14 protein-coding genes are annotated in these 13,192 nt (G+C 54.9%); 7 read left to right on the forward strand and 7 right to left on the reverse strand.

Features of this window, described 5'->3' with window-relative positions:
• Positions 1-33: 33 nt before the first annotated feature.
• On the reverse strand, positions 34-825 hold the full coding sequence (gene ucpA, locus OGX81_RS11345) for an SDR family oxidoreductase UcpA (protein WP_012131356.1): 792 nt from the start codon (positions 823-825) through the stop codon (positions 34-36).
• Positions 826-1,002: 177 nt separating this feature from the next.
• Positions 1,003-1,866, reverse strand: a complete 864-nt coding sequence (murR, locus tag OGX81_RS11350) for an HTH-type transcriptional regulator MurR (protein ID WP_012131355.1) — start codon at positions 1,864-1,866, stop codon at positions 1,003-1,005.
• Positions 1,867-2,067: 201 nt separating this feature from the next.
• Between murR and OGX81_RS11355 the strand changes: the two genes are divergently transcribed.
• Genes OGX81_RS11355 through pbp4b form a run of 5 tightly spaced genes read left to right on the forward strand, consistent with a single transcriptional unit; the run spans position 2,068 to position 7,423 of the window.
• Positions 2,068-3,153 (forward strand): porin, encoded by a 1,086-nt coding sequence (locus tag OGX81_RS11355; protein WP_012131354.1) that lies wholly within the window; start codon positions 2,068-2,070, stop codon positions 3,151-3,153.
• 24 nt (positions 3,154-3,177) lie between these two features.
• The gene (locus OGX81_RS11360) at positions 3,178-3,768 is read left to right on the forward strand and encodes a DUF2057 family protein (RefSeq protein WP_012131352.1); all 591 of its coding nucleotides are present in this window, start codon (positions 3,178-3,180) and stop codon (positions 3,766-3,768) included.
• A gap of 13 nt (positions 3,769-3,781) precedes the next feature.
• Positions 3,782-4,678, forward strand: a complete 897-nt coding sequence (gene murQ, locus OGX81_RS11365; protein WP_012131351.1) for an N-acetylmuramic acid 6-phosphate etherase — start codon at positions 3,782-3,784, stop codon at positions 4,676-4,678.
• Between the two features lie 5 nt (positions 4,679-4,683).
• Complete coding sequence (murP, locus tag OGX81_RS11370; RefSeq protein WP_012131350.1) at positions 4,684-6,114, forward strand: PTS N-acetylmuramic acid transporter subunit IIBC; 1,431 nt, start codon at positions 4,684-4,686, stop codon at positions 6,112-6,114.
• Positions 6,115-6,118: 4 nt separating this feature from the next.
• Positions 6,119-7,423, forward strand: a complete 1,305-nt coding sequence (gene pbp4b, locus OGX81_RS11375) for a penicillin binding protein PBP4B (RefSeq protein ID WP_047462148.1) — start codon at positions 6,119-6,121, stop codon at positions 7,421-7,423.
• 96 nt (positions 7,424-7,519) lie between these two features.
• On the opposite strand, the gene OGX81_RS11380 is transcribed toward pbp4b, so the two are convergent.
• The 4 genes from OGX81_RS11380 to OGX81_RS11395 form a co-directional block, all read right to left on the reverse strand.
• Positions 7,520-8,419, reverse strand: a complete 900-nt coding sequence (locus OGX81_RS11380) for a Dyp-type peroxidase (RefSeq protein ID WP_104868371.1) — start codon at positions 8,417-8,419, stop codon at positions 7,520-7,522.
• 94 nt (positions 8,420-8,513) lie between these two features.
• Positions 8,514-9,089 (reverse strand): RpoE-regulated lipoprotein, encoded by a 576-nt coding sequence (locus OGX81_RS11385; protein WP_024130133.1) that lies wholly within the window; start codon positions 9,087-9,089, stop codon positions 8,514-8,516.
• Positions 9,090-9,149: 60 nt separating this feature from the next.
• Entirely contained in the window at positions 9,150-9,599 is a 450-nt protein-coding gene (locus OGX81_RS11390) for a DUF2919 domain-containing protein (protein WP_104868370.1), read from the reverse strand.
• On the reverse strand, positions 9,586-10,011 hold the full coding sequence (locus tag OGX81_RS11395) for a GNAT family acetyltransferase (RefSeq protein WP_012131345.1): 426 nt from the start codon (positions 10,009-10,011) through the stop codon (positions 9,586-9,588). Before OGX81_RS11395 ends, OGX81_RS11390 begins: the two co-directional genes overlap by 14 nt.
• Positions 10,012-10,222: 211 nt before the next feature.
• On the opposite strand from OGX81_RS11395, the gene amiA reads away from it, so the two are divergent.
• Both amiA and hemF read left to right on the forward strand, forming a co-directional pair.
• A complete protein-coding gene (gene amiA, locus OGX81_RS11400) occupies positions 10,223-11,092 on the forward strand; it encodes an N-acetylmuramoyl-L-alanine amidase AmiA (RefSeq protein ID WP_012131343.1) in 870 nt (289 codons plus the stop codon).
• A 2-nt stretch (positions 11,093-11,094) separates the two neighbouring features.
• Entirely contained in the window at positions 11,095-11,994 is a 900-nt protein-coding gene (hemF, locus tag OGX81_RS11405; RefSeq protein WP_071258033.1) for an oxygen-dependent coproporphyrinogen oxidase, read from the forward strand.
• 118 nt (positions 11,995-12,112) lie between these two features.
• On the opposite strand, the gene eutR is transcribed toward hemF, so the two are convergent.
• Complete coding sequence (gene eutR, locus OGX81_RS11410; protein ID WP_047462135.1) at positions 12,113-13,165, reverse strand: HTH-type transcriptional regulator EutR; 1,053 nt, start codon at positions 13,163-13,165, stop codon at positions 12,113-12,115.
• Between the last annotated feature and the right edge of the window lie 27 nt (positions 13,166-13,192).

The raw sequence follows: 13,192 nt of genomic DNA on the forward strand, positions 1-13,192 counted from the left end.
CCCCACATGCGGTGAGGAGGAAAGCGGCGTTAATCAGACGCCCACGCTCACGCTTTCAGGCAGCGTGCTGCCGCCATCAATCACGTTTTGCGTCCCGGTCAAATAGCTGGACTCATCCGACGCCAGGAAGGCCGCCAGTTCACCCACTTCGAGCGGACAGGCCAGACGGCGCATCGGGATCGCTTTCGCCATTTCGGTGAGTACCGATTCAGGATCGTCAGGATTAGACTGACGGGCGATATTTTCCGCCATCGGCGTGCGGACATAACCCGGACAGATTGCGTTCACACGAACGCCGGACTGCGCATACTCCACGGCCAGGGACTTGGTGAGTCCGATAATCGCCGCTTTAGACAGGGCATAAGCCGTTTCGCCTGGATCGGCCACCATATCCCCGGTCACGGAGGACATCATGACGATACGCCCATCTTTGCGTTCAACCATTTCCGGCAGAACGGCTTTTGTGACGTTCCAGACGCCTTTGATATTAATATCGATATGGAAATCGCGATCTTCTTCGCTCATGTCGAGGAAGTTGCCCAACCGGCAAACACCCGCATTGTTGACCAGAATATCAATTTTACCTTCTATCTTTTTCGCGCGCGCCACTGCCGCCGCGACTGATGCAAAATCCCTGACATCCGCTTTGATGGCGGTACAACGATGACCGCGTCCGCCCAACTCATCCGCCAGTTTTTCCGCCTCATCGGAGATATCCAGCAAAATTAAATTCGCGCCGTGGCGAGCAAACACTCTGGCGATCCCCTCGCCAATGCCCTGTGACGCGCCGGTAATCAATGCCGTTTTGCCCGTGAGTTTACCCATTTCAATGTTCTCCTTTTCAGTCTGTTGCAGCGCATAAGCGGTGCGTCTTATGCGCTACTCTCGTCTCCAGCGAAACTACGATGAAGCCTTACACTCCATTAACATTGAAAATACAGAAAAAACAAATAAGTGCTGCGGAACAGCTCACTAATTAGGGTAAATCTTACGTAAAAGTCCCTAGCTCCTGCCTAAAAGATTAATCAGTTCGCTGCTGCGCTCAATCATACGAAGCGACTCAACATCATTGAGCTGCACCATGCCAACAAACAGCAGATCGGTCACCGAGTTCTGCGCGGTTCGGGTGGACATAGACGAACTGCGCCATTCGGTCTCACCGGATACGGTATCCAGCGTGTAATCAGCCAGCCGCCGCAGCGGAGAGTCCGTCAAAGAGGTGATCGCAATTACCGTCGCCCCCTGCTTACGCGCCGCTTCAGCGCAAAGCACGATCTCCTTTTTCGACCCGCTGTAGGAAATGGCTATTTGCACGTCCCCTTCCTGCAAGGCCTGAGCAATGGTTGCCTGCACATGGGTATCGACCTCGCAGGCCACGCGATAACCAATTTTCATCAGCTTGAAGGATAAATCCCGTCCTACCAGCGCCGAACCGCCGACGCCCGTAATCTGAATAAGCCGGGCCTTGCTGATCAGGTTAATCACCTGCTTCAGGCGATCGAAATCCATCAGACTACAGGTTTCCTCCAGCGCGAACATTTTTTCTCTGTTCAGCTTACGGGCAATCACCTCCAGGCTGTCTTCACTGGTAATCGTACTGTGCAGATGCAGCGCCGTGTCATGTTTCTTTTCCCGGTTGACGCTGTACTCCTCAATGAGCGCCATTCTGAGCTCGGTGAATCCCTTCGCGCCAAGCTTCTGGGCGAATTTCACAATACTGGACTGGCTGACTTCCAGCTGCTTCGCCAGATTGCGGGAAGAAACGGTTTTTAGCTCGCTGACATGGGCCAAAAGAAAGCTGGCAATTTTCTGTTCATTTTCCGTTAACTCTCCCTCTGCATTACGCATTTTCGCCAGATACAACATCGCTCTTCCGCTCCCGTCATCATGGAATCATTAATTCCAACGCACTGTTCGCAGGATAACACAACGCGGGTGAGAATTTGATAGCCCTCACAATATTTGTATTACGATTCAATGATTCTATTGTAAATATTTTTATGGAATATATGATTCCTTGCGTCTTTCATAGCAACAAAAAACTACACACAGAAAAGGATAATCATAATGAAACGTACTCTGAAGTCCCTGGCAATCTTTACTCTCCTCGCAACCAGCGCCAGCCATGCCGCCGTGATCTACCAGGCCAATGACGGATCGAATATCGATCTCTACGGGCGTCTCGGATTCAATATCTCTGACAAGAAATCAGGCGACACCTCGGGCGATTTTGACGCGCGTATCGGTTTCTCCGCCCGCCAGGCGATTAATGACAAGCTGGCCGTTATTGGTTTTACGCAGTATCAGGTAAATGCCGCAGAGTACGCGAACAACATCAGCGCGGAAAACCCGAATGACTTCACCGCGCGTTACGTCTGGGCAGGGATCGATTTTGCCGAATACGGCAAGCTGACCGGCGGGCGCGTGTCATCCGGCCTGATCATGTTCACGGATATCGGCGATGTGTTCGCCAGCTCCGATGTCGCAATGGCTCGCCAGGCAAACTTTGTTGACCCGACGGCGGTACAGGTTTTCCGTCAGGACGGCACCATTCAGTACCAGAACACATTCGGCAATTTTGATTTCTCTACCGCCTATATTCTGGGCAACAACACCTCCGATCTGGATTACGGTTATAATGCCGCCCTTCGCTATACGCTCGATATGGGCGATTTTGGCCGCCTCCAGCCGGTGATTGCCGGTCAGACAGAGAAAGCGAGCCATGACGATACATCCACGCTGTCGGATAATAATGTCGATAAATACACCTTTTATGGCATCGGCACCCGCTACTACCTGGGCGATTTCATGTTCGGCCTGCTCTATGCCCAGGATAAAGTGACCTACCTCGACGGTTCTGCGGACAGCACCGATAAAGATTACGAAGCAACGCTGGTCTGGAACGTCAGCCCGGACTGGGCGTTACGTACCGGCTATCGCCATCTGAAAAATGAGGACGGCGACGGGCTGAAACTTCGCGATACCACCTTTGAAGCGCAGTACAAACTCACCGTTCGCAGTTCCATATTTGCGTCTTACTCCTGGCGTAATGGTGAAGAAGGGAAAAAACGGACGAACGGCAATGATGTCTCCTTTGGCGGCAGCAACCCGGCTGATGACTATTTCCACCTTGGCTTACGTTACGAATTCTGATTCCCCTTTTCCGGGAGAGTAAAAATGAAGAAATATTTTGTGTCCGCCGCAGCACTGTTGTTTTGCAGCCAGGCTTTTGCCGCTCCGCATCTCTTTATTGGCGATAACGTCAGCGTGCTGGCGGCCCGTTCGGCAAAAGTCAGTATTTTTAGTAAAGACGTGGCGCTGCCAGACGGCGCTCAAAAAATGGTAGTGAAGTTCGACAGTCCGGCAAATCCTGAATCGGTGAACAATAACCGGGGTCGCGTAACGTCTAACCCGTATATCATCTCGTTTAACGCTTCCGGCAATGTGGATCTGCAACTGTCTGCGGGAAAACCGCTGGACGAAAAAGAAGCCAGCCAGATGGCGCAAAAACCGGTATTCACCCTGACGGCGGCCGGGAAACCCGTACCGTTTGATATCAAAATTCTCGACCGTGACAGCATCACCGTGTTCACCGACCTGAGCGCCATCGTCAACGATGACAGCACGATGATACCTTCTCCGGCGCGCTCCGCTTCCCCGGCGGCGCCCGCCACTTCGCATGACCAGCTCTCCCAGCTACAGCAACTGTATCTGAAAGCTGACGACACCCAGAAAAAAGCATTCCTGAAATGGGCGCTAAACCTGTAAGGCTGTAAGTAATATGCAACTTGAAAATATGATTACCGAAGGTGTTAACCGCGCCTCTTTTGAGATTGACCGGGCTTCCACCCTCGATATGTGCCGCATCATTAATGATGAAGATAAAACGGTTCCACTCGCCGTGGAGCAGGTTCTGCCCGAGATCGCCGCGGCTATCGACATCATTTATGCGCAGGTCAGCGCTGGCGGGCGGCTGATTTATACCGGCGCCGGAACGTCCGGTCGCCTGGGTATCCTTGACGCCAGCGAATGCCCCCCGACCTATGGCGTGGAATCAGGCCTGGTTATCGGTTTGATCGCCGGTGGCGAGCGCGCGATACAGCATGCGATTGAAGGCGCGGAAGACAACCGCGAGCTTGGGGTCAACGACCTGAAGACCCTCGCACTCAATGAAAAAGATGTGGTTGTGGGCATTGCGGCCAGCGGTCGCACGCCGTATGTGATTGCCGGTCTGGAATATGCCCGTACGCTCGGCTGCCGGACGGTCGGGATCTCCTGCAATCCGGGGAGCGCTGTAGCAAAGGCGGCGGAGCTTGCCATCACGCCCGTTGTCGGCGCCGAAGTGGTGAGCGGTTCTTCCCGTATGAAGGCGGGCACCGCGCAGAAGCTGATTCTCAACATGCTGTCCACCGGCCTGATGATTAAATCCGGCAAGGTGTTTGGCAACCTGATGGTGGATGTTGTCGCCACGAACGAAAAACTCAACGTGCGTCAGGTAAATATTGTGAAAAATGCGACAGGCTGCACCGGGCAACAGGCTGAAGCCGCGCTGATGGCCTGTGGCCGTCACTGCAAAACCGCTATCGTCATGCTACTGAAAAACCTCAACGCAACAGAAGCCAGTCTGCGTCTTGAGCAACATGGCGGCTTCATTCGCCAGGTACTGGAAGAGGAATAAAGCGAATGGCAAAAGAAATCAGTAATGATCTCCTGAATACGATTATCTCCCGGGTCGGTGGCCCGGGTAATATTGCCACCTGCGGGAACTGCATGACCCGTTTACGCCTGGCGGTACATGACAGCGATCGGGTCGATCCGGCAATTAAAACGCTCGAAGGCGTGAAAGGCGTGGTCCTCTCGAATAACCAGGTGCAGGTCATTTTTGGCCCCGGTAAAGCGCAGCGGGCAGCAGATGCCATGAATGCGCTACTGAGCGACAACAGCGGCACCGTCACGCAGGCGGCAGATATCGCCGCCAAAACCAAAAGCCAGCTAAAAGCGAAACAAACTTCAGGCATTCAGCAATTCCTGTCGAAGTTCGCCACTATTTTTACGCCGCTCATTCCCGGTTTTATTGCTGCGGGCCTGCTGCTGGGGATTGCCACGCTGCTGGGTACGGTATTGCACGTTCCGGCCGATGCGCAAGGTATGCTTCCCGACGCCCTGAACTTTATGAAAGTGTTCAGTAAAGGGCTGTTTACCTTTCTGGTCATTCTTATTGGCTATAACGCCGCGCAGGCTTTCGGCGGCACCGGCGTTAACGGGGCGATCATCGCCTCGCTGTTCCTGTTGGGATACAACCCTGCCGCCACCACGGGCTATTTCTCCGGTATTGAGGACTTCTTTGGCCTGCCGATCGACCCGCGCGGCAACATTATCGGCGTACTGATCGCCGCCTGGGCCAGCGCGCGTATTGAGGGCTTTATCCGACGCTTTATGCCCGACGATCTGGACATGCTGCTGACCTCCATGTTAACCCTGCTGGTCACCGCCGCACTGGCCTACCTGATCATCATGCCGCTGGGCGGCTGGCTGTTCGAAGGGATGTCATGGCTCTTTATCCACCTCAACAGCAACCCGCTGGGCTGCGCCGTTCTGGCGGGTCTGTTTCTTGTTTCGGTGGTGTTTGGCGTCCATCAGGGCTTCATTCCCGTCTATCTGGCATTAATGAGTAGCCAGGGATTCAACAGCCTGTTCCCTATTCTTTCTATGGCGGGCGCGGGTCAGGTCGGCGCCGCACTGGCGCTCTACTGGCGAGCAGAAAAACACAGCGTGTTACGCAGCCAGGTTCGCGGGGCGATTATTCCCGGCTTACTCGGTGTTGGCGAACCGCTGATTTACGGCGTTACGCTGCCACGAATGAAACCGTTTATCACCGCCTGCCTCGGCGGCGCTGCCGGGGGGCTTTTCATCGGCTTAGTGGCCTGGTCGGGTCTGCCGATGGGCTTAAACAGCGCCTTTGGCCCATCCGGTCTGGTGGCGCTGCCGTTAATGACGTCCGCGCAAGGTATTCTGCCCGCAATGGCGGTATATGCCGGAGGAATGCTGATTGCGTATCTTGGCGGGTTTATTTTTACCGCTCTCTTTGGCTGCCGTAATGTGAATCTGGACTAATACCATGAAAATGACATTACTTTTTGCTTCCCTGCTGGCGCTCAGTTGCACCGCCAGCGCCGCGCCATTTCCGGTATTGACTGACGCCGCGCCGGAAAAAGCAGGATTTAATATTGAACGGCTTAACGCGCTGGATAACTGGATAGCGCAACAGGTTGATGCCGGTTATCCAAGCGTTAACCTGCTCATTATTAAAGACAGTCATATTGTTTATCGTAAGGCCTGGGGTCAGGCTAAAAAATATGACGGCAGCGTCCTGATGTCTCATCCCGTCAAGGCAACCACTGACACCCTGTACGACCTGGCATCAAATACAAAAATGTATGCCACGAACTTTGCCCTGCAAAAACTGATGTCAGAGGGCAAATTACAGCCGGACGATCTTATCTCGAAATACATTCCCGATTTTGGCGATCGCCCGGGGGATGCGATTAAAGGGAAAAGCACGTTACGCATTGCGGATCTGCTGCATCATTCCGGCGGTTTCCCCGCTGACCCGCAATACCCGAACCAGGCCGTCGCGGGCGAGTTGTATTCGCAGGATAAAGCCACCACGCTGGAGATGATCAAACGTACGCCGCTGGCGTACCGCCCCGGCACGAAACACATCTACAGCGATGTGGATTATATGCTGCTTGGATTTATCGTGGAGTCCGTGACGGGCCAGCCGCTCGATCGTTATGTTGAAGAGAACCTCTATCGCCCGCTCGGTTTAACGCATACGGTCTTTAACCCGCTACAGAAAGGCTTCCGCCAACAGCAGATCGCCGCGACGGAACTGAACGGCAATACCCGGGATGGCGTGATTCATTTCCCCAATATCCGCACGACCACCCTATGGGGCCAGGTGCATGATGAAAAAGCATTCTACTCGATGGGCGGTGTTTCAGGACATGCGGGACTGTTTTCGAATACCGGCGATATTGCGGTACTGATGCAGACCATGCTGAATGGCGGAGGGTACGGTAACGTGACGCTGTTCAGCCCGGAAACCGTGAAAATGTTCACGCAATCCTCGCCGGAGGATGCCACGTTTGGTCTCGGCTGGCGCGTTAACGGCAATGCGTCCATGACGCCGACATTCGGCACGCTGGCCAGCGCGCAGGCATACGGCCATACCGGATGGACAGGGACGCTGACCGTTATCGACCCGGCCAATCAGATGGCGATTGTGATGCTGAGCAACAAACCGCACTCACCCGTCGCCGACCCGCAAAAGAACCCGAATATGTTTAACAGCGGGTTGATGCCGATAGCCACATACGGTTGGGTGGTGGATCAGATATACGCGGCGTTAAAACATGAGTAACCGATAAGGCAGGACTGCCGGGGGCGCTTCGCTTGCCCGGCCTACAAAAAGGCTCTGTAGGCCGGGTAAAACGATGCCGCCATCCGGCAAAAGAAATTACAGCGCCATCAATCTGTCCAGAGACGGTGCAAAGTAATAGCCGCCCGTCACTGGCTTCGTGAAGCGCAGCATGGCGTCACGCTTCCCGTCGGTATCGCCAAACATGCTCAGCAACTGCTGCTCAATATTGTACAGACGCGCGCAGTAAGCGCAGAAATAGAGGCCGTGGGTGCCGCTGGCCGTACCGTATGGCAGGCTCTGGCGCACAATTTTCAGCCCTTTGCCGTCTTCTTTCAGATCCACGCGGGTCAGGTGAGACGTGACCGGACGGTCATCGCCATCGATCTCTTCGTTGGCTTCTTTAGTACGACCAATCATCATCTCCTGGTCGTGAACGCTCATGCGGTTGAGCTGCGTCAGGTTGTGTTCCCAACGCTGAACGAACACGTAGCTGCCGCCCGCATCCACGCCGTCTTTGATGACCGCCACGTCGCGGCGAACCTCTTCTCCCGCCGGGTTTTCCGTCCCGTCAACGAAGCCGCTGAGATCGCGTTCTTCCACCCAGCGGAAACCGTGGACTTCTTCCTGCACCTCGATGCACTCGCCAAAAGCCGCCATTGCCGCCTGCGCGACAGAGAAGTTCACGTCGTGACGCAGTGAAAGAATGTGGATCAGCACATCGTACTGGGTTGCTGGCGCCAGACCTTTACCGTAAGGGATAAAATCTTTCAGCTCTTCAGCCCCAACGCCGCCGCTCAGGGCGCGCCAGGTGTTGTTGCCAAATGCGACAACCGCGCCCAGATGCGCGTCAGGGAATTTCGCTTCGAAGGTTGCCAGTTTATCGGCAAACGCTTTGCTGGCCGCACGCAGGGCATCGACATCCCCTTTTACATTGGCTTCAATCCAAATCGCCGCGCGGCAGTGTTCTGGCAAAATGCCACTTTGAACCTGAGACATTGTTCCTCCTGAAAAATAAGAATGCCACGGCTGCGTGGCATTGATGGGCGTATTGTACCCGTTTTTTCAGCGAGGCGGTTTGTTCAGACGCAAATTAACGGCGCCAGATGATTTTGCTCACTTTCCAGTTCTTCAGCGTGTCGTCAGGAGGCATTAACCCTTCCGGGCCGTTCCACTCGCCGGAGAACAGATAGCTAATATGTTGACTGTCTTGTGCTTTACACTCGACCGACGCGCTGTCATCGCCCGTCGCTTTCTGGCAGTTACCAAAGGCTTTGCTGTAAAGGTCGCTAAACGGCGTACCGATTTCAACGCCTGCCTGCGATGGAATATCGCTGTCCAGCACATCAATACGGCTGATGGTTCCCTGGTCGCCATTGATAACCAGCGCAACCTTGTCCTCTTTCATCGCTTCAAAAAAACGCACCACGTTGCCGTTCTGGGTTTTCATTCCGCTACGCAGGCGATAGTCGCCATCCAGCGCGTCAGTAATCGCTTTTTCATCCAGCGGCGTGGAGGCAGTTAATGCCCCAACGCCCTGCTCAGTGACCTCTGTCGACGAGCCAAACCAGTTCCACGGATTCGCAGCAGACCAGTTCACCGACGAGAGGGTTGAACAGCCGCTCAGCACCAGCGGCATTGCGCATAAAATCAAACGCAGCGATTTCATCTCACTTCCTTTCTTTATTAATCAACGTTGTTTGGAGTCCGGTTTCGCCAAAAAGTGCCGTTATTCTTTTACCGGTGCAAAGCAGGCGCGTAAACGACGGTTAGAGAGCAACCAGATAAGCGCGACAATATCGGCCACCACCAGCGCCAGCCCGATGCCGTTTACCGGTTCACCGTACAGCCACAGCACCGGTTGCCAGCAGAGCAGAACGCCCTGCGCCAGAATCAACAAGCCGCGCAGCCCGCGCCACAGCACCGGGAAAGCGTCGCGCCGCCCGCTCAGTAAAAACGCCAGTACCGCCGGGACGCCGGGCAACAACCCCAGCCAGAACGTATCGTGATCGGGATAAAACAGATTCAGCAGCGTATCGCCCTGCTCGCGGGAGGAGCCAGCAATCACAAACAGCACCCAGGTACGCGCCTGAAGCAGCAGCACGCCCCAGAACAGAAAAGGCAGGCGCAAGCGCCCATGACCGTCGTAGTCAGCAGGATGAAACTCAGTACTCTTCATCTTCAATCAGACGCTTGCCCAGACTTAACGCGTCCGAATGTTCATAACCCAGGCGCTCGTACATGCCCAGTACAATGTCGTTGTCTTCCCGCACCATGATTTGGATTTTCGGGCAGCCGCGAGCAATGAGCTTTTTCTCCAGCCGGTTCAACAGCGCGTTGGCGATGCCACGACCGCGAAACTCCGGGTGTACGCCAAGATAATAGGCAGAACCCCGATGGCCGTCATAGCCGCCCATGACCGTACCGACCACCTCACCATTCACCTCAGCGACCAGGAACAGGCTGACGTCATGGTTCAGCTTACGTTCGATATCCATTTCAGGATCGTTCCACGGACGCAGCAAATCGCAGCGCTCCCAGAGGGTGATCACCTCTTCGAAATCTTCCTGGCGAAAAACGCGTATCTCCATGGTATTGAGACCCTTTTCAAGGTTAAAACTCCGATTATGGCGCGAACGACTGATTTAGCCAATATCTGACGCGAAACGGCGAAAAAAATGGCATAATGACGGATTGTCACGTATTGAAATGAAAAGTAAAACAATTCTCATCACGAACAGTCGTAACGGATTACGCGATACGATATAACATCTGGAACTCAATTTTCACAACTCAGGCTGTATGAGCACTTTTAAACCCTTAAAAACTCTCACATCGCGCCGCCAGGTGCTGAAAGCCGGGCTGGCGGCTCTGACGCTGTCGGGCATGTCGCACGCCATCGCTAAAGAAGAAGCGCTAAAGACCGGTAATGGTCACAGCAAACCGAAGGCCAAAAAAGCAGGCGCCAGACGCATTGTTGTTCTCGACCCCGGCCACGGCGGTATCGACACCGGCGCGATTGGTCGCAACGGTTCGAAGGAAAAACACGTCGTGCTGGAGATCGCCAAAAACGTGCGCGCGATTTTGCGCAACCAGGGGATTGATGCGCGCCTGACACGCACGGGCGACACCTTTATTCCCCTGTACGATCGCGTGGAAATCGCCCACAAGCACGGCGCGGATCTGTTTATGTCCATCCACGCAGATGGTTTTACCAACCCCAGCGCCGCAGGGGCCTCGGTGTTTGCGCTTTCTAATCGCGGCGCCAGTAGCGCCATGGCGAAATACCTCTCCGACCGTGAAAACCGCGCCGATGAAGTCGCGGGGAAAAAAGCGACCGATAAAGATCATCTGTTGCAGCAGGTATTGTTCGATCTGGTGCAAACCGACACCATCAAAAATAGCCTGACGCTGGGATCGCATATTCTTAAGAAGATCAAGCCGGTGCATCGTCTGCACAGTCGCAATACGGAACAGGCGGCGTTTGTGGTGCTAAAATCACCGTCAATTCCCTCCGTACTGGTAGAAACCTCATTTATCACCAACCCGGAAGAGGAGCGTCTGTTAGGCACCACCGCATTCCGGCAGAAAATCGCCACCGCGATAGCCAATGGCGTGATCAGTTATTTCCACTGGTTTGATAACCAGAAAGCACACTCGAAGAAACGGTAACCATGAAACCCGATGCACAACGCGTAAAACAGTTCCTGCTCAGCCTTCAGGATGATATTTGCCAGCAGTTAGCCGCCGTTGATGGCGCTGATTTTGTTGAAGATAGCTGGCAGCGCGACGCGGGTGGCGGCGGGCGCAGCCGGGTACTGCGTAACGGCGGCGTCTTTGAGCAGGCTGGGGTAAATTTCTCCCATGTTCACGGCGACGCGATGCCCGCCTCCGCGACGGCACACCGCCCGGAGCTGGCTGGGCGCAGTTTTGAAGCGATGGGCGTATCGCTGGTGGTGCATCCGTTGAACCCGTACATTCCAACCAGCCATGCCAATGTTCGCTTTTTTATTGCGGAGAAGCCCGGCGCGGAGCCGGTCTGGTGGTTTGGCGGCGGTTTCGACCTGACGCCCTATTACGCGTTTGAAGAGGATGCCATTCACTGGCACCGCACGGCGCGGGATCTGTGCCAGCCCTACGGCGAGAACGTCTATCCGCGCTATAAAAAATGGTGCGACGATTACTTTTTCCTGAAGCATCGCGATGAGCAGCGCGGCATCGGCGGGCTTTTCTTCGACGATCTGAACACGCCGGATTTCGACAGCTGCTTTCGCTTTATGCAGGCGGTAGGCAAAGGCTATACCGATGCTTTTCTGCCAATTGTCGAGCGGCGTAAAGCAATGGCCTGGGGCGAGCGCGAGCGTCATTTCCAGCTTTATCGCCGGGGCCGCTATGTGGAGTTTAATCTGGTGTGGGATCGCGGCACGCTGTTTGGCTTGCAAACGGGCGGACGCACCGAGTCCATTTTGATGTCGATGCCGCCGCTGGTGCGCTGGGAGTACGACTGGCAGCCGGAAGAAGGCAGCCCGGAAGCGGCGCTGAGCGAATTTATCAAAGTCCGCGACTGGGTATAATTTACCTGGCCGCGTTTTTGCCTGATGACAGCTAACGCCTTATTCGGCCTACAACTGCAACGGTAGCGCCCGTAGGCCGGATAAGACGCAAAGCGTCGCATCCGGCACAATAATGTCATCACATCCACTGACGCATACGCTGATGCAGCGTCAGCGACGGTTTTTCGGCAAACAGCTGCTGGTAATCGGTCGCGAACTGCCCCAGATGCCAGAACCCCCACTGCATTGCCGCCTCTTTGACCGTCGAACTTTGCGACCACGGACTGATCAGCTCCCTTCGCACCGCGTTTAATCGAATCCGCTTCAGCCACGCGTTCGGGCCAATCCCCAGAATCGCGTGAAACGCGTTTTGCAACGTGCGGCGGCTGACGTGCAGCTGATTACACAGATCGAGCACCGTCAGCGGCTCCGACATATTCTCCAGCACGTATTCCCGCGCGCGGGACAGCAATTTTCGATAGCTCTGATGGCTGACGCTTTCTGCCGTTATAATCGGCTGCGCTTCTTCCAGCATCGTCCCCATCGCCAGCAGCAGGTTATCCCCCAGCACTTTACGCACCGCATGCTGATGCAGGTTTTCCGGGTTCTCGCTGAACGTCGCCAGCGCCTGCTGGACAAAGCCCCACAGCGCCGCTTTATGCTGCTCTTTCACCTCCAGCGCAGACTGGTTACGCAGCATATGCAGCACCCTTTCCGGGTGATGCAGGAAATTGGCCTGCCGGGTAAGCACCTCCTCCGAGACAACCACGCCAAGGATGGTATAATCATCCGGCGTGCTCAGCTCAAACTCCGTCCCGCCAGGACGGGTGGCGATCTCCGCGCTGCCAATGCACTGCGTGCCGATAAAACCTTGCTCGCCGCGCGTTGCCGGAATACCGAACCAGAAGGAGTTCGGCCAGACCAGGCAAGACTGACGCAGCGCCAGACCGGTGTACTCACGGAACACCTGAATTTCATCCAGCAGGATTTCCGTGAATTCCCCATGAAATTTACCGGGATGCAGCTGATCGTAAATCTGCTGCCAGGCGGTTATCGTCAGGGCGTGTTCATAGACGTCCGTTGTCAGCCGCTGGTGAACATTATCCACCTCAACCAGAGGCGTAAGTTTAACGTCTTCGGGTAACGCTTCATGATAAAGATGGTGCAAGTTTGCTGTACGAGTCTTTTTCATGATCTTCAAAGCCGGGGCGCAACGTCC

This window comes from Citrobacter sp. CK206 (assembly GCF_030333125.1).
Lineage (GTDB): Bacteria > Pseudomonadota > Gammaproteobacteria > Enterobacterales > Enterobacteriaceae > Citrobacter_B > Citrobacter_B koseri.